Annotated in this window: 13 protein-coding genes and 1 pseudogene; 8 read left to right on the top strand and 6 right to left on the bottom strand. The window is 45.4% G+C overall.

All coding sequences use genetic code 11. The features are described 5' to 3' along the window. Positions 1–34: 34 nt before the first annotated feature. From I6L46_RS08510 to I6L46_RS08500, 3 genes are all read right to left on the bottom strand, one after another. A complete protein-coding gene (locus I6L46_RS08510; RefSeq protein ID WP_005337213.1) occupies positions 35–910 on the bottom strand; it encodes a flagellar motor protein MotB in 876 nt (291 codons plus the stop codon). Continuing rightward, positions 888–1646: a flagellar motor protein gene (locus tag I6L46_RS08505; protein WP_216977880.1), complete on the bottom strand. Its 759-nt coding sequence runs from the start codon at positions 1644–1646 to the stop codon at positions 888–890. The genes I6L46_RS08510 and I6L46_RS08505 overlap by 23 nt, the downstream gene beginning before the upstream one ends. 659 nt (positions 1647–2305) lie before the next feature. After that, positions 2306–2602: a hypothetical protein gene (locus I6L46_RS08500; RefSeq protein WP_111913728.1), complete on the bottom strand. Its 297-nt coding sequence runs from the start codon at positions 2600–2602 to the stop codon at positions 2306–2308. A 97-nt stretch (positions 2603–2699) separates the two neighbouring features. On the opposite strand from I6L46_RS08500, the gene I6L46_RS08495 reads away from it, so the two are divergent. The 7 genes from I6L46_RS08495 (at position 2700) to I6L46_RS08465 (ending at position 16915) form a co-directional block, all read left to right on the top strand. Further along, a complete protein-coding gene (locus tag I6L46_RS08495; RefSeq protein ID WP_254203146.1) occupies positions 2700–3953 on the top strand; it encodes a Fic family protein in 1254 nt (417 codons plus the stop codon). Positions 3954–4090: 137 nt separating this feature from the next. Continuing rightward, positions 4091–4522, top strand: a complete 432-nt coding sequence (locus I6L46_RS20820; RefSeq protein ID WP_125609425.1) for an antitoxin Xre/MbcA/ParS toxin-binding domain-containing protein — start codon at positions 4091–4093, stop codon at positions 4520–4522. A gap of 488 nt (positions 4523–5010) precedes the next feature. After that, positions 5011–5946 carry a WYL domain-containing protein gene (locus tag I6L46_RS08485; RefSeq protein ID WP_216977879.1) on the top strand — a complete coding sequence of 312 codons (936 nt, stop codon included), beginning with the start codon at positions 5011–5013 and terminating at the stop codon, positions 5944–5946. A 79-nt stretch (positions 5947–6025) separates the two neighbouring features. Next, positions 6026–7861 (top strand): site-specific DNA-methyltransferase, encoded by a 1836-nt coding sequence (locus I6L46_RS08480; RefSeq protein ID WP_216977878.1) that lies wholly within the window; start codon positions 6026–6028, stop codon positions 7859–7861. A gap of 1 nt (position 7862) precedes the next feature. After that, complete coding sequence (locus I6L46_RS08475) at positions 7863–10514, top strand: DEAD/DEAH box helicase (RefSeq protein WP_216977877.1); 2652 nt, start codon at positions 7863–7865, stop codon at positions 10512–10514. A gap of 96 nt (positions 10515–10610) precedes the next feature. Then, positions 10611–14492 carry a hypothetical protein gene (locus I6L46_RS08470; RefSeq protein WP_216977876.1) on the top strand — a complete coding sequence of 1294 codons (3882 nt, stop codon included), beginning with the start codon at positions 10611–10613 and terminating at the stop codon, positions 14490–14492. After that, complete coding sequence (locus tag I6L46_RS08465) at positions 14492–16915, top strand: hypothetical protein (RefSeq protein ID WP_216977875.1); 2424 nt, start codon at positions 14492–14494, stop codon at positions 16913–16915. The genes I6L46_RS08470 and I6L46_RS08465 overlap by 1 nt, the downstream gene beginning before the upstream one ends. 398 nt (positions 16916–17313) lie before the next feature. Here the strand turns inward: I6L46_RS08465 and I6L46_RS08460 are convergent, their stop codons facing one another. Further along, positions 17314–17790, bottom strand: a complete 477-nt coding sequence (locus tag I6L46_RS08460) for a hypothetical protein (protein ID WP_216977874.1) — start codon at positions 17788–17790, stop codon at positions 17314–17316. Positions 17791–18321: 531 nt separating this feature from the next. Here I6L46_RS08460 and I6L46_RS08455 point away from each other — a divergent pair. Next, a pseudogene (locus tag I6L46_RS08455) lies at positions 18322–18797 on the top strand (transposase); the annotation flags it as partial. Positions 18798–18963: 166 nt separating this feature from the next. Here the strand turns inward: I6L46_RS08455 and I6L46_RS08450 are convergent. Then, entirely contained in the window at positions 18964–19611 is a 648-nt protein-coding gene (locus tag I6L46_RS08450; RefSeq protein WP_216977873.1) for a hypothetical protein, read from the bottom strand. A 915-nt stretch (positions 19612–20526) separates the two neighbouring features. Next, the gene (locus I6L46_RS08445) at positions 20527–21537 is read right to left on the bottom strand and encodes an AAA family ATPase (protein ID WP_041994706.1); all 1011 of its coding nucleotides are present in this window, start codon (positions 21535–21537) and stop codon (positions 20527–20529) included. Between the last annotated feature and the right edge of the window lie 401 nt (positions 21538–21938).

The following is a 21938-nucleotide window of genomic DNA, read 5'->3' as shown; positions in this document are numbered from 1 at the left end:
AAAGGGGCTCCCGCGCGAGGCAGGAGCGGGGGGATCAGGGCTTGAGCAGTTGCAGCGACTCTTCTGCGGCCTTGCCTTGAGAGAGGGTGATATCGACCCGGCGATTCGCCTGGCGATGTTCAGGGGTGTCATTGGCAAAGCGGGGTTGAGTGTCGGCAACCCCCTGAGCGATGACTCGTCTGGCATCCAGCTGGGGGTTGGTCAGCATGGTCTGCACGATGGAAGAGGCCCGCAGCACCGAGAGCTCCCAGTTATTGCGATAAAGCTCCACCGGCGCCTGGGAGTTGTCGGTATGACCGGTGACCACTACCTGCCCCGGGATATTGGCCAGAATGCCTGCGATCTTGTTGACCAGCGGGATGAACTGGGGCTGCAGGAACGCCGAATCGGCGGGGAACAGCGCCTTCTCGCCGATGCGGATCACCAGCTGACTGCCAAGCTGCTCGACCTCCAGATCCTTCGATTCAATCTGGGCCTTGAGCTGCTGCTCCAGCTTCTGCTTGGTCACCTGCACCCACTCCTGCTCCCGGGTCTTGTGGGGCCAGGCTTCGGTGGCGCTCGGTTTTTCAGAGGCACCTATGGTCTCGTTGAAGGGGTCCGATGCCGCCATGGGGGCATCTTTCTCCAGCACAGTCTCCTCTTTCGGGCTGCTCGGCGTAGTTTTTGATTCCGGCTCGAGAATCCCTGTGCCCCCCTGCATCAAAGGTGAGCCGGCAGGCGGGGAGATGAGGCCGATTTTACCCAGCGACTCGATAAAGCCCTGGATAAGCACCCGGGTTTCGGACTGCTTGGCCATGGCAAAGGAGTAGAGCACCACAAACAGGGCGAACAGCAGGGTCATGAAGTCGGCATAGGAGACCAGCCAGCGTTCATGGTTCTCCGGTGCTTCAGCCTTTTTCTTTTTGGCCACCGTGACCTCCCAGATAAGGTGCGAGGGTAACTTGCAGGCGCGCTTGGGACTCGCCATCCACGATGCAGAGAATGCCGGTCAGGGTCATCTCCTTGTAGTGGCGGATCTGGTGGGCAAACCCTTTGTAACGGTTGCCGAACGGCAAGAAGATCAGGTTGGCGGCGGATACCCCGTAGATGGTGGCGATAAAGGCCACCGCGATGGCGCTGCCCAGCTTGTCGGGAGCATCCAGCAGACCCATGGCGTGGATCAGGCCAAATACCGCCCCGACGATCCCCATGGTCGGGCAGTAGCCGCCCATGGCTTCATAGAATTTGACCGTCTGTTCGAGATCTTCCTGCTCGAACTCGATCTCGTTCTCCAGCACCTCGTGTATCTTGGTTTTCTCGTAACCATCAACCATCATCTGCACCCCTTTCTTCAGGAAAGGATCCTTGATCTCGTCGATCATCCCTTCCAGCGCCAGCATGCCGCTGCGGCGGGCGTTGCCTGCCAGGGTCTCCAGCAACTGGGCCTGTTCATGCATGTCGAGCTTGAGGGGGGAGAGCAGCCATTTGAAACGCTTCATGGTGCTGCCGACGACGGAGAAAGGGAACTGGGTCAGCGCAGCACCTATGGTGCCACCGATCACAATGAGGAATGCGGGCAGATCGAGCAGTGCACTGGGGTGCCCCCCCTCGATCATGTTGCCGCCAAGGATGGCGATCAACGCCAGTACCAAGCCAATCAAGCTCATTTTTTACACGTCCCTGCATGTTGATAATGGCTAGTGTAGCTACTTAAGTATCAGTTTTTCAAAATGAAATCCAATCGCTGAGCAATTAATGGGCGCTGGGTAACGTCCATAAAAGAAGGCGTGTTGCGGCCATAAGATGGCATTGCAATCATCTTGTTGCTCCTGTTGTGACTGGAAGGAACGCTTGTCGGGTGGGGCAATCACAAAAGCAAGGTAGGGGGCGGGAGCTGGCAATACGAAAAGCAGTGATGTTCCATCAGTGCTTTGCAAACCGGGGGATGAGTGCGTGGATGATCTGCCAGTGCGTGGCTCTGGCTCACTTGTCGACATAGGTGTTTGCCGGAAAGCCAAAAACCGACCCTGAGGTCGGTTTTTTTAAATTTGGCGGTGAGGGAGGGATTCGAACCCTCGTGCTCGTACTTCACAGCACAAATATAACCTTCAATTTCAATAACTTACGCTATGATTTGTCGCAATAAAAGCAGCGTGATTGTCTCAGGTAATTGCTATGAGACTTATCGTACTTTTATATAGAAAATTAATGAAATGTCAACCACATAGGTTGTGGCAATTGACTGCGTTGTAGCTCCTATCTGACCGATCAAGAGGCCCTTGGAGAAACACCTTTGCTTAACACAAAAAATCTGTGTTGTATGGGGTCAGATAAGCTCCAGGTTCCGACTGACTAACCCAAAATCAGGTTCTAGCTCATAACCTTTTTCTGAAAACATCATTGCCCCACGCCGCTCCTCTTTCATATTTGCGATGACTTGAAAAAAGCAGCTCTCACACAGGTGGACCTCGTACTGTTCACCATCGTGCTGAGAGCCATAGCCCCATTGGGCACTCAATGTTCCAAACGAGATATTTGAACAGTCGGTTTGGCAGCTCTCTTCACAGACATCACAGCGGACATCGCTGACTACCTCTACCTCTTTTATTGCCATAATTTTCATATCTTGCAGCTCCATTTGTCCGGTCAGTCACTTATTGTGCAGCATCCTCCGACAAACGACACCCCCAGCGGGTTCTTTCAATGGCGCTGGTTGTGTCATGAGCCGATTGACGGTTATTATCGACTCATATCACGAGCCGAATGTGATGTCGATTCGGCTCGGTTGTGGCATTGCACTACTTGCCCGCGACACAGAATCAACGAGGTTATCGATGGCAGCAAACTGGATCTGGCAACACGATGAGTGGCCAAATTTTTGCTGGAAAGATAAGCCGTTACTGCCACGGCTACGCATGGTGTACCGCAATCTGGGACTACTCCAGGGCCTTCACTTATCAGCCCACAGCACAAAACCAGCGCATCAGTCACATGTGCTTGATACGCTACTTGCCAATCTTATTGCTTCATCGGCCATCGAGAATCAACGACTTAATGGGCAATCATTACGTACATCGCTGGCTCGTCACCTTGACATATCGGAACAGGCACCTTACCCCACCTCAGATCGCTCTGATGGATTGGCGGCCATGATTGTTGATGCAATCTATAACACCGATGAGCAGTTGACGCTGGAACGCTTGCTGCAATGGCACCGCTGGCTTTTCCCCGCTGATGACCGGAGATCGCATCAGATACGCGTTGGCCAGCTGCGTGGTGATGAGCCGATGCAGGTGATATCCGGAGCACGTGATCGACTCATCGTGCATTTCGAAGCCCCACCACGAGAGGGGCTGGAGCAGGAATTGGCCACTTTCATCGAATGGTTCAGAACCAGTCTCGATGACCCCTGCCTAGACCCATTACTAAGGGCCGCCATCAGCCACATATGGTTTGTCACTTTGCATCCGTTTGATGACGGTAATGGGAGAATCACCCGAGCCCTCACCGATCTTGCACTCTCTCAGGCCGACAACCAGAGCATCACTCTGTATGCAATGTCGACCGTGATTTTCGAACACCGAGCCGATTACTATCGCGCTCTGGAGCAGACTCAGAGAGGAGGCGTGGATGTCACAGAGTGGCTGGTTTGGTTTTTGGACACACTCAACGTCACGCTGGAACAGGCCCAACAATCATGCTCCCATACTCTGGCCCGGAACCGTTTCTGGCAGCAACACGCTAGCGACCAGTTGTTCACAGAACAAATCCAGATCCTGAACCATTTGTTAGACGGTTACATACAGGGCGGCCTACCGTGCATTAGTGCCAGCCAGTATCAAAAAATTGCTCAGGTGAGCAAATCAACTGCGACACGCCATCTTACTGAGCTACTTGAAAAAAACTGCCTAGAAAAAGGGTCAAGTGGCGGCGGTAGAAATACCAGTTATAGGCTCAAATTGACACATCATTGATAGAGGGACTCAAAATGGGATGGGTTTTACAGGTATAGTGAGAAGCCAATCGACTATGGGCATGTGTGATTGGCCACCGTCAGATTGGTTTCTTTATATAGGATGCCTGACGCCAGGTAGAATTGGGGAGCAAAACAATGGACCAAACGATAGCTGTTTTGAGCATTGAGCCACTGGGACTGTGGTTGTACGCGGACGGAAAAAAGCATTTTTTGGAATTTAGACATTTTCCGTGGTTTAGCGGAGCTCCAGTAGCATCGGTGTTTAGCGTTGAGCCGTTAGGGGATGACGGAGTACGGTGGCCTGATCTGGACATTGATCTACATCTGGCCAGTATTCAGGATCCAGCTCGGCATCCACTCATTAGTCAAGATCCACCAGTAGCACCCGCAGTAATGGCTGCGGCCATAGCATTACATGATGGTAATGCATCACGTGCACTACGATGGTTGCAGAAACCTGCGATAGCACTTGGGGGCAGGCGTCCGGTTGACTACCAGGATAGTCCAGAACACATCCAGGCCGTGCTCGATCTTATCGGGCGCATCGAGCACGGCGTCCTAAACTAAAGCGGAATCTCGCACCAATTTAAGGCTAGTGTCAGGTGATAACTGATCTGTACTGGCAGAAGTTGCCAGGCGCGTTCGAGAGAGTCGACGTGCCCTGATATCTACAGACTCAGGAAAGGTGTATCTCAAATCAGTAACATCCTCGTGCCACTGGTTCGGTTAGCACATTGATAGCGGCTATCAGCAATGGCACAAAACAAGGTCTTCATGCCGATACCTGAGCGACAATAGCAATCAAGATCAAAAAGTTGTCGCTTAGTCTTCCCTACAAAATAACTTGTGATACGATGACACCTAATAAAATTGATTAGGTTAAAGCCTATTCAGTGTTTCATGGCTATCGGTCCTGCTTCACCCAGTAGAGATTGCTAAGTCATTGCGGATGAAGAGCTGCGTTGAGCGACACTGTTCAATGTGATTACGCGATGTCGGTCACTGCTTGATAAACAGAGTTTTAAGAAACTGGTTGAATTGGATGAGCAAGACGCATGACAAATGATGGTTTAAAACAAACGGTAGCGAAACCAGATAGGTCTTCGCAGATAGCACAGTTGCCCCAAGCAACCAGAGATCGCATTGCTCACATCGATTTCACCTTACTGTTTAAAGGAGAAGCGGTTCGGGCGGATTTAGTCGATCGCTTCAGCATAGCCGCCGCTCAGGCCACGAAAGACTTCACAATGTACCGAGAGCTTGCACCAAACAACATTGAGTATGACCCAAAGCTCAAGCTGCATAAGCGTGGTGAAGCATTTGAACCCTTGTTCGACTATGACATCGTTCGAACACTGGCGACGATTAGCCAAGGGTATGGCGATGGCTTCACAGGCAAGGTAAAACCACCTCTTGCGTGTGAAGCACCTTATCACCTTAACAAACCGAGTTTATCGATAGTGGCGAAAGTCACCGAGGCCATACACAAAGGCAAAGCCTTGCGTATCACCTATGTATCGCTATCAAGCGGTGAAACAACCCGTGAAATTGTGCCTCATACGCTGGTGGATAATGGTCTGCGTTGGCACGTTCGTGGTTTTGACCGCAAGCGTAGTGAATTCCGTGACTTTGTACTGACCCGAATTAAAACCGCTGCTGTGCTTGAAGATTCAACCTTATCGCCTTCTGTTATCAAAGAAAGTGAGCTCGAAACCCAAGATCGACAGTGGAACCGATTCGTAGAGCTGGAGTTAGTGCCGCACCCACGCATAGCGCACAGTGAAGCGATTGAGCTGGACTATGGCATGGCGGGTGGCGTACTGAAGGTTGAGATCAGAGCTGCAACTGCGGGGTATTTGCTCAGGCTTTGGAATGTCGATTGTTCCGAGACCGCTTGCTTATCAAGCAGTCAATGCCAACTGGTATTGAACAATCGTGCCGCGCTTTATGGGGTACAAAACCTCGCAATTGCGCCGGGTTATGTCACTTAGACGATGAGCACAACCCAGGCAACACTTTTTATTACTAGAGATTAATCATTAGAATTAATGAAGAATTTAAGGAATACCTATGCCAACGTTGGATTTTAAAGGTAAGCAGTTTGTATATTCACACCACCTGAGTGTGCCGTTTCGTGAACTAAAAGTGGTTGCCGATAAATCGTTACCGCAAGAAGGCAAGGCGGCCTCACTGGATGACAACCTCATCATCCATGGCGATAACCTCGAAGCCCTCAAGGCGTTACTGCCGACTCATGCCGGTAAAGTAGACTGCATTTTTATCGACCCTCCTTACAACACCGGTAATGAAGGCTGGTGTTATAACGACAATGTGCGTTCACCACTAATGCAAGAGTGGCTTAAAAAATCTGCTAACCCTGTAGATAAAGAGGACATGGAGCGTCATGACAAGTGGTTATGTATGATGTGGCCTAGATTAACTCTTTTGAGGGAGTTATTGGCAGATGAAGGAAGTATCTGGATGACTCTTGATGATAACGAGATACATCGAGCAAGGATGCTTTTTGATGAAATATTTGGTGAGGAAAATTTTGTTGCTTGTTGTGCTTGGGAAAAAACCTATACACCTAAAAGTAATGGGAGAGTCATAAGTACCGATCATGATTATGTGCTGATCTATTCAAAGACTTCATCTTTTACCGAGCATGGCTGGAATTATCTTGCTAAAAATGAAGAGCAGGTTGGGCGCTACACAAATTCTGACAATGATCCCAATGGTCCTTGGAGAACATACCCATTAGATGTTCGAACTGAGGATAGTGAACGTCGGGAAAAATACCGATATGAAGTTGTTCTTCCTTCTGGGAGGGTCGTGAAGCCTGCTAAAGGAAGACACTGGGCGTTACCTGAAGCTGAATTTATAAAGCAGAGAGATGCTGGCGAAATTTATTTTGGTAAAAAAGGCGATGCAATGCCGACTAAAAAGGCATATTACGATCCTAATGAAGATAAAGGTGTTATCGCACGCAGTTGGTGGACTTATAAGGATGTTAAAGGTAATCAAGACGCAAAAAAAACACTATTAGATATTTTTGGCGATGTTGAAACAGATTTTCTTACCCCAAAACCATATCAATTGATTCAAAGGATTCTAGACATAGCTACAGACAAAAACTCTATAATTTTAGACTCTTTTGCTGGTTCAGGAACAACAGCACATGCTGTGCTTGAGGCCAATAAAAATGATTCGGGAAATAGAAAGTTTATACTAATTGAGTGTGAAGAGTATTGTGACCGAACTACGGCAAGTCGTGTTCGAGGGGTAATCAAAGGTTATAAATTCAAAGGTACACAAAAACAAGAGCTTCTTTCAGAAAAAATCACTTGGTCGGTATTTGAAAAGAAGCAGGCTAAGCTTCTAGATAAAATTGCTGAAATAGAAGCAAAACACGCCAAAGATTTCAACAAAATCAAAAAAGAGCTCAAGGACGGTGTGCTGACTGTCACCGGTGAGCGCAAAGTGGATGAGTTTGCCCCAGGCATTGGTGGCAGTTTCACTTATTGTACCTTAGGTGAGCCGATTAAAATTGAAAGTTTACTTACCGGCGAAGCGATGCCGTCGTTTGACGCGCTCGCGCGTTATGTATTTTATACCGCCACTGGGCAGTCGTTAGAAACGGTCGCTAAAGCCTCTGCTGATGGGTTTATCGGTGAAACTGACTTATTCCGTATTCATTTGTTCTATCGTCCAGATAGCGAATGGCTGCGCTCAAATGAAGCGGCATTAAACGCAGACAAAGTAGCTGCGATTGTTAAAAACAATGCCACGAAAAAGCGCACGATTGTCTTTGCGGTAGCGAAATTTATGAGTCAGAAGGACTTAACTGAAAAACAAATTGAGTTTTGCCAGTTGCCTTACGCTATCCATCGCATTATGGGGGCGTAACATGGAGTTAAAAGACTACCAAAATGGTGTGCTGGATAAGCTTGATTATTACTTAAAAAAGCTGGCCGACACCAAGGAAGAAGCGGAAGATTTTGTTGCTTTTCAGAAAATGAAAGGCAAAGAGGCTCGCTTAACCGATTATGCCAAAGATACGTGGGAAGCGCTGGTACAGGAGCGCCGTATCGACCTACTTAAAGACAAAAGCGGTCACTTGGTACCTGCGCCTTATGTCACAAGGTTTGACGGCTTAGAGCGGCCAATTCCTAATGTATGCCTGAAAGTACCGACGGGTGGTGGTAAAACCTTACTTGGTGTAGCTGCCGTTGAACGCCTGCAAACGGATTTGTTTACGCAACAGACTGGTATGGTGCTCTGGGTGGTGCCGTCGGATGCCATTTACAAACAAACCTGGAAACAGTTGGCCAATCGTGAGCATCCGTATCGGCAAATGCTAGAGCGTGCTTCGGGCGGGCGTGTGAAAATGCTCGAAAAGAACGATGCATTTACCAAGCGGGATACCGACGGAAACCTGTGCGTTATGCTGTTGATGCTGCAATCCAGTGCGCGTCAATCCAAAGAAACTTTGCGCATGTTCCGTGATAGCGGGCGATTTACCACCTTCTTCCCGATTGAGGATGACACCACCGCCAATGAGGCATTGCTGAACAGTATTCGCAATTTAGATTGTAACGATCTTTCAGATTACGGTTGGCAAGAAGGCATAGCGCCAGGCTCTGTGTCAGTCAAACAAAGCTTAGGCAATGTGTTACGTATAGTACGGCCCATTATTATTGTTGATGAAGGCCACAAGGCATACAGCGAAACGGCCAGAGATACGCTTTGTGGTTTCAATCCTAAGTTTATTCTTGAACTTTCTGCTACGCCGAACGCAAACGGTAAACATCATTCAAATGTGCTGGTGAACGTGTCTGGTCAAGCTTTGAAAGATGAGCAAATGATTAAGTTGCCCATCAACTTAATCAACGAAGACAAAAGTGAGTGGAAGCATACCTTGTCACTTGCGCACGCTAAATTGGCTGAGCTTGAACAGGATGCCGGGCAGCTACAAAACGAAACCGGTCGCTACATTCGCCCCATCATGCTGATCCGTGTTGAGCGTACAGGTAAAGACCAACGAGATTCAGCCTTTGTGCATGCGGAAGACGCCCGCGAGTATTTAATAGAAAAACTGGGCGTGAATGAAAATGAAATTCGCCTGAAAACGTCTGATAAAGACGAGTTGGGTGATGATGACTTGCTCAGCGAAATGTGCCCCGTTAAATACATCATCACAAAGGATGCGCTGCGTGAAGGGTGGGATTGCCCCTTTGCTTATGTGTTAACCGTATTGTCTAAAATGACCGCAAAAACGGCAATCACTCAAATGATTGGCCGGGTATTACGTCAACCCCATGCGCGATTGACACAAAAACCAAGCTTAGATGAGTGTTATGTCTATACCTTTGATCAGGATGTGATGGAAGCCGTTGCCGGTGTGAAGCAAGGGTTAGAAGAAGAAGGGATGGGGGATGTGGCGAATCAGGTTAAAGCCTCGGAAGCCAACAAGCCCGCCACAGTGGTAAGCAAAGAAACGTTGTTACGAAGAGAACGTTTTCGTAGCTTGCCTAAAATATTCTTGCCTCGGGTTTTACATCGTGATGCTGGATATGAAGAAGGCTACCGCTTGTTTGATTACGAACGGGATGTGCTGGGTGACCTAGATTGGGAGTCGCTGTCTTATTTGAACGCAGAGAACTTCCAGTTAGTGGACGACAAGTTACAGCGCACGATTGCCCGTATCGACTACAAAATGTCAAAAGATAACCAAGGTGAATTGGACTTGGCGGATCCAGTACACGAAAACATCGAATTTGACCCCAGTGCGGGCCTAGATATCTCGTCTATGGTAAGGCAGCTCACCGATGTCATTCCAAACCCTTGGCAAGCCATGCGGGTGTTAACGCAGACGTTAGACATCTTGCGTGGTAATGGCGTTTCTGAGGAGGCGTTGTTTACTAACCGCCTTGAGCTACTCAAAGAGATGAAGCGCGATATTAAACAACAGGTTGCTCAATTGTCGGAGCAAATCTTCAGGTCTAAGTTGGACAAGGGGGATATCTCCCTGCGCCTACTCGCCTCAGATCATGAAAAGCTAAATTGGGAACTGGCACAAACCTTAGAAGTTAACGTCAGTAAGTATGATCAGGTGCTTCGCCGCAAAGATGGATCTGAACTCGAAAAAAGCCTGTTCGAAAAGGTCTATCAAAATGAGCTTAACAATTTAGAGCGAGACACAGCCTGGTATTTGGACAAACAAGGATCAGTGTATTGGTGGCATCGCATTGCGGTAAATCAGCGCGAGTACAGCCTGCAAGGGTGGCAAAAGCAAAAGGTTTACCCTGACTTATTGGTGTGCGTCGAACAGCCTAGCTCAGGTAATTACCGTTTCTCGGTGTTGGAAACCAAGGGCGAGCATTTAAAAGGCAACGACGACACTGAGTACAAACGTCGTTTGTTTGAGCTTTTAACTGAGCATGTCAAGACGGCGGTAGATGCCGGAAAGCTTACATTGGAAGCAGCGTCGGGCGGTATGTCCTTCAGAATGCTGATGGAAGACAGTTGGTCGCAAGAGATCGTGCCTGAATTGAATTAATGAGTGATTTGTTGGTGTTGTGTTGTCTCCAACCTTGTCGCCCCTTCTAAAAAAGGGGCGAAACTCCAAAGGATTATCAAGTTAACGAGGATTTAGATGAGTCAGCCAATACCGACTTCTTATAATCAAATCATTGCGCATACGATTGAACAGGCACTTGCTCTATCGGTTAATGCAAAGAACGAAAATGCTATTGCTGGCTTTTGCCAGTTACAAGGTCCAACAGGCGGTGGCAAAAGTAGTTCTCTTTATCGTAGCCCAGACGGGAAAATTCCAGCGAGCCTTGAATTTATAAAATCCAAAGGGTTGCAGGCCATATTGGTCACCCATCGCTGGAACATCCTGCATGACATTTATGAAAGTGCAACGAGTGCAAAAGATAGCTCAGGTAACCCGCTGCTCGTTAGTATTCTTTATGCTCAGGATGAAACTGTTGTCAGTGCCGTTTCTCAACGGGCACTGCCACACGAACAAGGTGTTCAAAAATCTGACTTGCCCGATCCTTATAAGGCCATTGAGGAAATCCATGGTTTAGGAGTGTTTCGTTCTAATGCTGATAAAGAGGCTTTCGTCCGTGCTTGCCACAACGTTTCAGCCATTGCCCGTAATGTTGAGTACAAAAAGAAAAGTCCTGATTCGATGGGCGTCTTACTCGAACGAGAAGAGCAGGAACTAAGAAAACTGTGTGGGTTTGTCGAGCGCTCGCTACTTGGTGGTATGTCATCCTTAGAGAAGGCAGTGAAATATTCCAGTAAGCACCATGGAAAGACGCATGAACTCACGAGGCAAGCAAAAGAAAAGCTTCGCTTATTCAGAGAAAACAAATGGGTGCGCAGAATTTTTCCTGCTATTGCCTGGCACGATGATAAGCAACATTTGCTGGTGTTAACGACACAAAAAATGTTTGCTTCATTTTACGACGGTAAACAGAAAGTCAGGATGTCGAGCGGGCAACTGGCCGGTAAGGTGGTATTTGTTGATGAATTTGATTACCAAGCTGACATTTTACAAACATTACTCGCACAGTCTCAAATGGTGCAAGAACCGCCAGAGTGTATTGGTCAATTACTTGAAGGGGGTAAGCGCTTATTAGCGCGAATGCAGTTTGTTACTGCCGAACCTATACCTGAGCTTTACAGTGAGCTTAAACAGCTTATTGCCGACTTAGAGGAGGATCTAACGAGTAAAGGTGTCGATCTCAATCAGTCTAGGGCGCTGGTAATCCCTTTAAAGCAGTATGAATCAGGTGCTCCGTTCGAAAAGAAATATTTGTTTCGCTCAGATCACTTAGTGACCAGTGAACCTTTGCAGTTACAGCAAAAACCCTATGGCTTTGAAGTAAAAAGTCATGGTGAAAGCGATGATGTATCGGTTGATGTCGGTGATTTTTTGCGGGTGATGGAGAAATATATCAGACGCTTCAGTTTATTGTTGTCACAGTTTGCGACCGATGAGTCCGAAGCCTATGAGTATCTTGTTAGGTTAAACCGATTACTTTTCGACCCCGCTAATGACTATCGACCATCATACTACAGCACAGCTTTACCTAGTTTATCGCTATTCTCCTTACCCCGTACAAGCTTAGCTGAGTTAGAGGCGCTGAGTAAATCAAACCTATTGCCAAATACTCAAACGAATATGTTTGGCCTGACAACCTGGCTGTTAACCACTGATGAAGCCGAAGCAGATATTGACCCACTGAGGATCAAGATTAAACGAGCACTATTGCCGACAACACCTGAAGGGTTAATGGTTTCGCTATCTAGTCGGAATCTCGTTTTTGCGTTATCCGCAACCTCTTATATCGAGAGGGCAATTGGCCATTTTGATATACGCTGGATTGAAAGCGCTTTGCGTTACGTTGCACAGGCCCGCAATCCACAATGTAACGAGAGTTTTTTGGGTGATAGTTTTGAGCCGCGCCCCGAAGATTGGTTTAAGAAGCCGATTCCATATTTACAAACTGGCGAGGATAGGCAGCTACAAATGGCTGTGATCCGCTCATTGGTTAAAGACAAATCGGAAAAGCGTCGCTCGGCACTGAAAACCGCGATCCACGACTTTGATGATGCAATCAATTCTCCAGTTTTTCAGGAGGCAAAACTGCATTTAAATGCAGTATTTTTTGAGGCTGAGAACTCAGACTACAAGTATGCATACCGGCAGTCTGTGCTGTTTAAATTACTACATGTTCTACGTTTAGCATCGAATGAGCCACAACATAAAGGGCATTTGGCCTTTGTTAACTCAGTTAAATACCTGAGGAAGTGGTTGATTAGTGATACCGCAGAAAACAGCAGAATTAGCGCTGATTGGCTTGAAATGGAGCGACCAACGGCCGGAGTATTGTCTTCTTTTGACGATGTATTTATTCCTTTAACTGTCAACGGTAAGCCTATGATGATTTGCTTACTAAATGCAGAGGCACAAAAGAAAGAGGGATTTGAGCACGCATATCAAGCGGCGTTCGACTCTGGTCGTATTGTCGTTGTAATGACACAAACCGCATCCGCAACCAATGGTATTAATTTGGATTACTCCTTGCCTAACTCTCAAGGAAGGATGGATCTGACGTCGCTTTTTATTATTGAAAGTAAGCACTTTTACTTTTCACCATGGGATAGTAATGATGCTGATGATGAAATGTCTCATGCTGGCTTTCAACTCAGAAACTTAGAAAAATTAGTCAGGCGCTCAGAGTTTTCACGTAAACAGCAACGGCAATTCATTATGCCATTGATGAATAACTCAGTCTCTAAAATCCAGGAGCTAAACAAGCTTTATAAAGGGACAAATGACTACGTTAAGAATCTTGCCGCTGATGTTCAGCAGCAAGTTGGTCGTATTGAACGTGCTTGGACATATGTGCCTCATGTAGCGATTCATTTGAGCGATGATGTAGCAGGTCATCTTCGTAATTACGGCCAACTAACAGTTTGTACTAACAACCGAAATTGGGTTTCAAACCTTAACAATCAGCTTATTGATGATCTTGTTTACTCAGAAAACGCTTCGGTTTCCAACTTTCTTGAGCTGTTGAGAACGCGATCCCAGGATGGCTCTGGTGCAGTAGATATTATTGATAACAAGTTGGTTTCTGCTATCCGAGATGCACGACAAGGTAAGGGTTGTATTGAAGAAATTTCAGGGCTTTGGTATGAACTAGGCCGAGCTGTATTACAGCATGATCTTCAATGGAAACCTCAGAAAAATACTTTCGGCATAAATGAGCCTTTGTGTCGTTGGGCGTGTTTTGAAAGACCGGAAGAGTCAAAGGCTACTGGTGAAATATGGTATGACCCGAAAAGTTGGCAGTTCTTTGCGAAGCGAGCAGCCGGATTGATTAAATATAATCCCCAGGCGCTCTATGAAGTAGTTAAGCGACAACCGGCCATCTCGGATTGGTTTAATCGCAAAGGTTTTCGAACTTCATTTCATCCTTCTGCTAATGACATTGAAGAGCAATTTGCATTTCATCCAGTCGTTATTCAGCGAATTTTACAAGGACGTATTGGAGAAGAAGGCATTCGCGCATTGCTTAGTGATAAGCAGCTTTTTACTAAACAAGATGTTTATAACCATGAGCTGTTTGAATTATATGATTTTGAGATAGCAAACGCGGATGTTTTTGTTGATGCTAAATTTTGGTCTATAGCCGCTCTAGAACAGTCTGATGAAGGCTTTGATCAATGGTGTGCTTCTGGTAAACATCCTGATTTTTCTCCTTTTGGGTTAATTAAAAAGTTGGAAAAGATACGCCAAGTCCGTGGTGAAAATGCCATTTTGGTTATCGCGAATCTATTAACTGGTGAAGATTGTTCTTTATCTGGCTTCTCTGAAATGTTGGAGCCAGTAAAAGTTGAGAATGCCTCAATCCTGTTTTTACCAGGCTGTCTAGTGAGCGATGGGTATCAAATGACGTCTGGCTTTAAGTGGTTTTCTAAAATAGTTTGGCAGCGTATAAAGGAGCAAAGTTAATGGATAAGAATAAAGATTTGAGGAAGTTGCCGCTGTCTCATTTAGTTTATTTAAATAGCGAGGTTGATGCAGATAAAGCCAACAAATTTGTGGTTTATCACTATCCACTTCTCAATAACAACTATCAGTGGAAAGAGAAGAAAGCCTGGGAAGAACGTATTGATGCTGAACTAGACAGCCGGCAGTTTGCCTATTTAATGAAAAAAAATGGTAATCAGTTTGGTCTCTATGTCGCTTTACAAAGTTCAAGTGATAGTCCTCCGTCTATTGTAGACGCTGAGTTGCAACCTATTAATCCAGTTCGAGTTGAATATTCACCGGTGTTAAATCCTGTGTGGATTCGACTGATGATGCGATCATTACGGGCTTTTGGCGGTCATTGTAAAGGCGCTTACAGTTTAGGTTGTCCGTTATTGAAAGTAGATAGCTGGGCTGGCGGTGTAAATGCGATTAGTCTAGATTGTAGAACTCAGCAGTTAAATGATGGTAATACCACTGAAATTGCTCTGTTTTATACCAATGTTCCATTAAGACCGTTGTCTAATGACGATGATATAGATCGCATTAAAAAGCCTCTATGGGTCTATGACAAAAATAAGGTACTCGTCAGGTGGTATCCTGGCCATGAAAGAAAACCGAGAGGTACGCTGTTTAAAGAAATTGGAAAGAGTAAAAATTCACGGAAACAGCGTCCGTTTCTGGATCTTTCTACACCAACCAGGTTTGAGCAAAGTTGGCCTATGGTGTTAAAACCAGTGCAAGATGCGCTTATCCTTTTTGCGCGTGACTATGGTTTTGAACTTTCAGCTAAAACGTTAAATCTCCAACCGCTGACGTTGAAAACAAAGCATAAGGCCAATAAGGCTAAGTCATCTTTCCCAAGCATCGATATATCCGGTGAAATCAAGATTATAGACCTAAGAGTTAATGCCGTTGTTGCTTGTGAAGAAATCTTAGACTTATTTAAATCTATAATTGCACAGAAAGACGTCGATGTTTCGTGGAATTTACTAGATGGAACTGCGGCAAATGACTTTGAACGGATAAAGCTTGAACGTTCGGACCGCGTTTTGATTCTGCTAGATCAGGAAAAAGGTATTGAAGATGATCGTTATCCACTAACGAAGTCGTTAGTTGGACGGTGTGCAGTTCAACATATCAACGTTAATCCTCATGATGTAACGGGAGACCCAGTCGAAAAAGGGTTGTTAATCGAGTCAAAAAGAGACGATGACCCGATAAAGCTATACGTTGCGTCTGAAGGTGGATATTACACCTACAACTACGACTTATTAGATACCAAGGCATACAAAGAAGCGATAATTAGAAAGCTTGAAGTGGTTCTTAAAGAGTTAGAGATCAAACGTTTACTGATTGATTCTGATAAGCCTATTTCTCAAGTCTTGCCATTGCAACACGCCTGTTTAAACGAATCAACCATTGTCATTACTGATGGTTATTTGTTTACGGTTTCAAATGACAGACCGGTTTTGATCCCCTTCGATCCCACTGATTCTGGTATGACTTTGAAAACAAATGAGTACCTGGCCAATTTCGAAACATCTGTAGATGATTTGCTCACTTTGATGAATGAGAATTGGCCCTATAGTTATCGTCAGAATGTCGTAATGGATTACTACGGTACGGAAGTTGATAAACAACGACGCTTTGCGGCAAGAATTACGCTTGTTTTGAGTAAGGATAAGGACGCACAAGTATCAATTATGATGCAAGATCCATCTTACGACCAAACGAATGTATTGCCACTGGGTATGGAAGATGCGCTTACGGATTTAACCAAGAAACAGAGGCCTTATCCGTTGACGGATTGGATGCTGCCAGATAGTGAAGTATTAATCAATATTGTCAAAGAGTTGAGTGATGATGGCGTTCTGTCCAGCCAAAAAGCAGCAATGCGCTTTGAAAGTGAACTGCCAGAATTAGTTGAATTATGGCAAGAACAATTAGTTTCGCTTCATCAGCAAAATGAAACAAAGGTGACTTACTATCAGGTAAAAAAAGAGGTTATTCAGCGTTGGTTAGATAGGCGAGGTAAGAAAAAGGACACATCAATCAGCGGTAGTTTAGATACCTTGTTATCTCGATACTTTGATAAGCCTTTAAACGACATCAAACGCTGGATGAGTAACATACCGGGTATTCAACGCATATGGTACGACAAAGAAAAGGGGTATTTTGTTGTCGGTGGATTAACCTCTCCAAAAGCTCAGTTAATGAGACAGCCAAGCATCCGACAATGGCACACCTTGCAAGGTGAATTGGACATCGAATTACTTGCTGATTTGCTAGATGTTGATTGGGTTCGTATGAATCAGCTTGCGGGTAACCCCTGCGTGACAACACTAATCAAGCGATGGAAAGAGATAAATCCCGACTCTAGAGATGCGATTTTGCTCAGTTGAGAATCGACGTTGGGAAGGAGCGAACAAGTGGAGCACATTGGGAGAAAACCAGTGGTGGGCAATGCCTTTTCTTGATGGCAACGGCAGACAATAAAGGGGCTAATGTATCAAGCCAAATTAACTGAAAATCGATGCTAGATAGACAATGTTTGGCCTCGTAAAAAATCGAGGCGTTATACCAAATCTAACAAATAAAAAGGGACTGCAAACGCGCTGCGCTTTCAGTCCCGCTTATTTTAAGATTACTACTTTCATCAGATGTGCATTTCACGTTATTGGTGAAGGTGTTTTAACCTCATACATATCATGTTCAAACTTCTTACACATCAATAAGATTGATGGAGCAAGCCAGACTAACTTTCAATAGTTAGTTTTGCTCGAACCAACATCAATAATGGCTATACTTTTACTCTTGAGAGTACATTTATCGCCATTTTGTAATTTTCTATAATAGTAGATTCATTCACATTGTCAGCCCCCATCTCTGCAAGGAAATTCTCAGCAGATTGGTAGTCTCCACCTGGCATATAGTAACTAGGCATGTTGCTACGGGCCCAATCAGAATGTACTTGATCATAAGTAACAGTACTACCATTCTCATCATTGTAAAATGCATCAGCAAGATCATCATAATATGTCTTAATAGACACATCATCTAATGCTCTTGCAACAAGCATTGCAATGTCCTTATTCACAAGGACAAACGGGGGGAAATCATGAAGTTCATACATATAGTTACTATTTTTGAGCACCACATGCTTATCAAGGGCATAGGTGTTTTCATTCCGGTTAATGCCCCCCATCAAATGGACGAGTGCATTATTAATAACCTCAGATTCAATCGCACAGACGTCATCATTAACTTTTTCAATCATAATACAACCTCATATATTAACGAAGATTTTTCAGCACTTGTGTTTATCTATTGGTAGGTTGAAGACCTACCCCAAAGCAATGAGTTTATTGCCAAATAAAAACTTATAGGTTAACGCAAAACACATTCACTATTTGTAGTGATAAATGTATAGCGCGCGTCTAGTTGCAGTTAATTTAGGTTGATTTCATGCAAATGGCAATAGCAATTAGCAAAAATATCGAAAATATTTTTTCATTAAATATGAACTGATTTTTGCTCTCTTTTTACTGTCCATAATGAGAAGTTTAAAACAATGAAAATCAAAAAAATCACACGGAGAAAAGTCATTTTCGTGGAAAAAAATAATGGGGTTTCACATAATTATTTCCAACATAAAAAGTAAAAAAAACAGTATAAAAATCTCGCCAAAAAATCATGAGATCATGAAAAAAAAGCTTAGATGTTCTGGAAAAAAACCGTGGCTTTTTTACGTGTGTAAACTGAGATTTCTATGCACCTACATGAGCAAAAAATCGATTACTAACAGACTGCCCCTTGCTCGACCAAGAACAAGCGTGGCGAGCGTGACGGCGAGATGCACCAGACCAAGAAGAAAGGCAATCAATGATACTTCGGCATGAAGGCTCATATCGGTGTCGATGCCAAGAGTAGCCTGACGCACAGTCTGGAGACCACGGCAGCCAATGAGCATGACCCAATCAAGTGGGAAATCTGCTCCATGGCGAGGAGGCATTTGTGTTCGCTGACGCAGCGATATCAGGGGTACGGAAAATCGTGAAGAGCTGGCGGATGTAAAGGCACAATGGGCGATTGCGATGCGACCAGGCAGGCTCAAGGAGCTCAACAAGCATCCGCGCCAAAGTGGAGCCCCCGTTTCGGATCATCAAACGTCAGTTTGGCTTTGTGAAGGCGCGGTTCAAGGGGCTGCGCAAGAACGACAACCAACTGGCGATGTTGTTTACGCTGGTGAATCTGTTTCGCGTGGACCAGATGATACGGGCATGAGATAGCTGTGCCCAAAAATCGAGATAATCCTCGAAAATGAGGCTAAATGGCGCTTAATAGCCGAATACTTGCGGCAAAAAGTTAGGTTTTGGAGTGATGGGCATTTCAAATGCGGACAAAGAGCTCGTGGTGAAGATGCGATCCACTTGTTCGCACCTTCCCTAGACTAACTGCTCGCGACACAAATCCCGTTATCCCGCAGCATTCCATCCGAACACCGTGCGACAGTGGAGTGAAACGCATCGCTGAGATCGTAAACCGGATCGTGGAGCAAATTGAACTCGGTCACTAACAGGCCGGGGTTCATATGAGAATAGTTTGGGATTGCACCCAGCAGGTGGTTACGCAGATGCTGGGTCATCTGGAAAAAATCCTTGCCCGATAACAGGGGGGCATCCAATCGAATTAGCTCAGTGAAGGACTTTGGATAGCTAGAGTCGATGATATAGCCGCTGACCTGATAGGTGTATGTTCGAGCCCTTAGTCGCCTCTGGCATCTATGCCCATCCTCTGGCTGCGTATAGCACTGCTCCCGGGGTGGCTGCGGGATAAACTCGAGATGCGGCAGATCGGGATGACCCAGCAGGATAAATTGGGTGATCAGGCAGTGTCGAACGTCGGCGCTACCACAGCCAGCATTAAAACCAGCCTCGACGCTGTCACGTCGCAGTTGGTTGAAATGTTTAGCCAGCAAAATGGGTTGGTTATAGGATCTTTCATCGATAAATGGAAGTTCACATCCGGGCTCGGTGATATAGCCGTTTAGGTGGTAGATGAATGGGCCGATGAAAGGCTTTTTAGTTAAAATTATCATGATTAGTCCAGTGGGGGAAATTGGCAAACGGTTGCTGTTGTGATGATATAACAATCATCCTATTTGAATACTCGGGAGCAGAACCCGATCACCAGCCCCACGAAAAATTAGTATAAATAGAGATATTGAAATTTTTAAATTTCTCCCGCCATTTCAAAATCCTATCGCATAGTTGATCCATCATGAGTCGCCATTGGGTATCTAAGAGATGTGCCCACGGTAAACCGAGAGATTACCTCTGTCAAGCCAAAAATCTGGATCATGCCATTGATTTTAAAGGAGTTTTTTATTGAAAAAATAATTGTACAAATTTTGCTCTTGGTTTTTTTTTTGCTCATTTTGGGTGTTTGTTGCACAGTTCTTGACCGGTAATCCCCCCCCCCGAAAAACTGGGGTGCTTATAAGTACAATTTTCTCGTATCTTGAATGCACCCGTACCACTTGGCCGACGGGTCTCTCCTAACGAGCTCAGAATTGACCGTTAATACACTGAGATGAGTTCTTATTGACCGGCCTGCATTGCTAAACTCTGGATCATATATTCACATAGAACGCAGTTCTATGTGGAATTTATGAAAGTAAAGACGGCTTCCGATGAGACGCATTTTTAGAAATGGCGATAAGGAGGAGAGTGCACTGAAAAAGAGGCAGCGTGAAGTTCAATCCCAGCCAGTAAAATAATAAAACCGTTTTTTTGTTTTCATGAAAAAATTCCTTTTTTATTTGAAAACAAACGGGGGGGTTAGATTTTTTTTAAAATTAAACTTGATGCTTTCATACCTACTTATTTTCGAGATGTCAACCGATGAGGATAAGAGTAGATTTATCCTCATCGAGCCGGGGGATTGTTAAGGGGGTGCAATATATCACATGCAATACTTATATATATGTAGTTCATTGCACTATTGCATCCAATTAATTGGCGGATGTGGATGAATCTGCTAAATGTGTGATAGCAATGCCATCTGTTAATACATATTCAGTCCGTTCAGATGTCGCCACCCTTGTCACCCAACCATTATCGACACATTTTTTTATGTAATTTTTTGCCTGCCGTTCTTTTACAGAGAAATACTGGCAAAACCTCTCGGTCAATGTGGTGGCAGAAATCGCCTCCTGGCCTTCCAGTGCCTCCAGCAGCCCATCCATCAGCCTGTCGCGCTCCTCCCCGATGGCACTGACTAATGTCAGCCCAATACGATTAAGGAGTATTTCGTCAGGTGTTTCAACAGCCCTCGCACTGAACGTCAGGTTGTAGCGAGCGCCCTGACCCTCTCGCGTCCCCAGTGAGATGACACCATCGGCCTCACCATGAATCGAAGAAGCTCCCCGCATGCTCATTACGCCAGCCTTAACCCCACCTGCATTAGGCGAAGCCTTTCTTGCGTGATGAACGATGATGTGTGCAGCTGAGCCGCTGATTTTTCGAATGGCTCGCATCACCTGACCCATTTCGCCATTGTTGTTTTCCTCTGCATTATGCATCCGAGCGAGGACATCCCAGATGATCAAATCCGGTTGAATGTCGTTGACAATATCTATTATTGCCTGTGATGCCATAGGATCTAATACATCAGTCGATTTATAATCGCCGCACCGCAAGAATGTTTTAATGTTTTTTGCATCTCCCAAGTTGGTCTGTGCCGACATGGTGTAGTATCGCTGCCAAAACAATCTGTCATTGACCTCAAAATCCATATACAATACGAGCGCTGGCCTTTTAATTTCCCAATTTAAAAATACACTACCGCTGGCTACAGCCAAGCCCAACTGCGTTGCAAGCAAAGATTTACCCGTTTTGGGCGAGCCATTAATAATCCACTGTTCGCCTTTTTCAATCAGATTATCCACCACCCAATTAGGGCGTTGCTGGCTGGAAATTAATCCAGCAGCAGGACTGAAATTATAATGTTTTTCATTATTCATAAACATACCTATATTATTGTGGTGACTTAGTACTATGTTGATATGTCTCATCGTTTACATATATGCATAAGCTAATCATGCGTATATGTATAATTAACTACCCCGTGTTGTTGCAGATACAGTGTTTTTATGTCTGATATTGCGCTATCAGTATGAAGGGCATGGATAATCAGGTATAAAAATGCCACCAACAATGGTGGCATTGGTCGTCTGTCCTCGATCAGCAAATGAGCCCGAGCGCCCGAAGGCGTTGGAGCGCCCGATCCTGTGCATCGTTCGAATAATCGGCTTCCAGAGTGATCCGAGCAAGGCGCTCAACCAGCCGCCTGCCACTTTCATCGAGCCTCACAGACACATCGAGCAATGACACTGTGTATTGAGTGTTACATGCCGATGCCAAC

The sequence above is a fragment of the Aeromonas sp. FDAARGOS 1416 genome (assembly GCF_019048085.1).
Classification (GTDB): Bacteria; Pseudomonadota; Gammaproteobacteria; order Enterobacterales; family Aeromonadaceae; genus Aeromonas; species Aeromonas veronii.
This window is presented reverse-complemented; position numbering and strand designations above follow the sequence as displayed.

What these genes read in the sequence shown, in the direction of transcription:
- I6L46_RS08480 (WP_216977878.1), top strand. Translation starts at nt 6,026, where the DNA reads ATGCCAACGTTGGATTTTAAAGGTAAGCAGTTTGTATATTCACACCAC.
- I6L46_RS08500 (WP_111913728.1), bottom strand. Translation starts at nt 2,602, where the DNA reads ATGAAAATTATGGCAATAAAAGAGGTAGAGGTAGTCAGCGATGTCCGC.
- I6L46_RS08470 (WP_216977876.1), top strand. Translation starts at nt 10,611, where the DNA reads ATGAGTCAGCCAATACCGACTTCTTATAATCAAATCATTGCGCATACG.
- I6L46_RS20820 (WP_125609425.1), top strand. Translation starts at nt 4,091, where the DNA reads ATGGACCAAACGATAGCTGTTTTGAGCATTGAGCCACTGGGACTGTGG.
- I6L46_RS08505 (WP_216977880.1), bottom strand. Translation starts at nt 1,646, where the DNA reads ATGAGCTTGATTGGCTTGGTACTGGCGTTGATCGCCATCCTTGGCGGC.
- I6L46_RS08450 (WP_216977873.1), bottom strand. Translation starts at nt 19,611, where the DNA reads ATGATAATTTTAACTAAAAAGCCTTTCATCGGCCCATTCATCTACCAC.
- I6L46_RS08495 (WP_254203146.1), top strand. Translation starts at nt 2,700, where the DNA reads ATGAGCCGATTGACGGTTATTATCGACTCATATCACGAGCCGAATGTG.
- I6L46_RS08475 (WP_216977877.1), top strand. Translation starts at nt 7,863, where the DNA reads ATGGAGTTAAAAGACTACCAAAATGGTGTGCTGGATAAGCTTGATTAT.
- I6L46_RS08485 (WP_216977879.1), top strand. Translation starts at nt 5,011, where the DNA reads ATGACAAATGATGGTTTAAAACAAACGGTAGCGAAACCAGATAGGTCT.
- I6L46_RS08460 (WP_216977874.1), bottom strand. Translation starts at nt 17,790, where the DNA reads ATGATTGAAAAAGTTAATGATGACGTCTGTGCGATTGAATCTGAGGTT.
- I6L46_RS08445 (WP_041994706.1), bottom strand. Translation starts at nt 21,537, where the DNA reads ATGAATAATGAAAAACATTATAATTTCAGTCCTGCTGCTGGATTAATT.
- I6L46_RS08465 (WP_216977875.1), top strand. Translation starts at nt 14,492, where the DNA reads ATGGATAAGAATAAAGATTTGAGGAAGTTGCCGCTGTCTCATTTAGTT.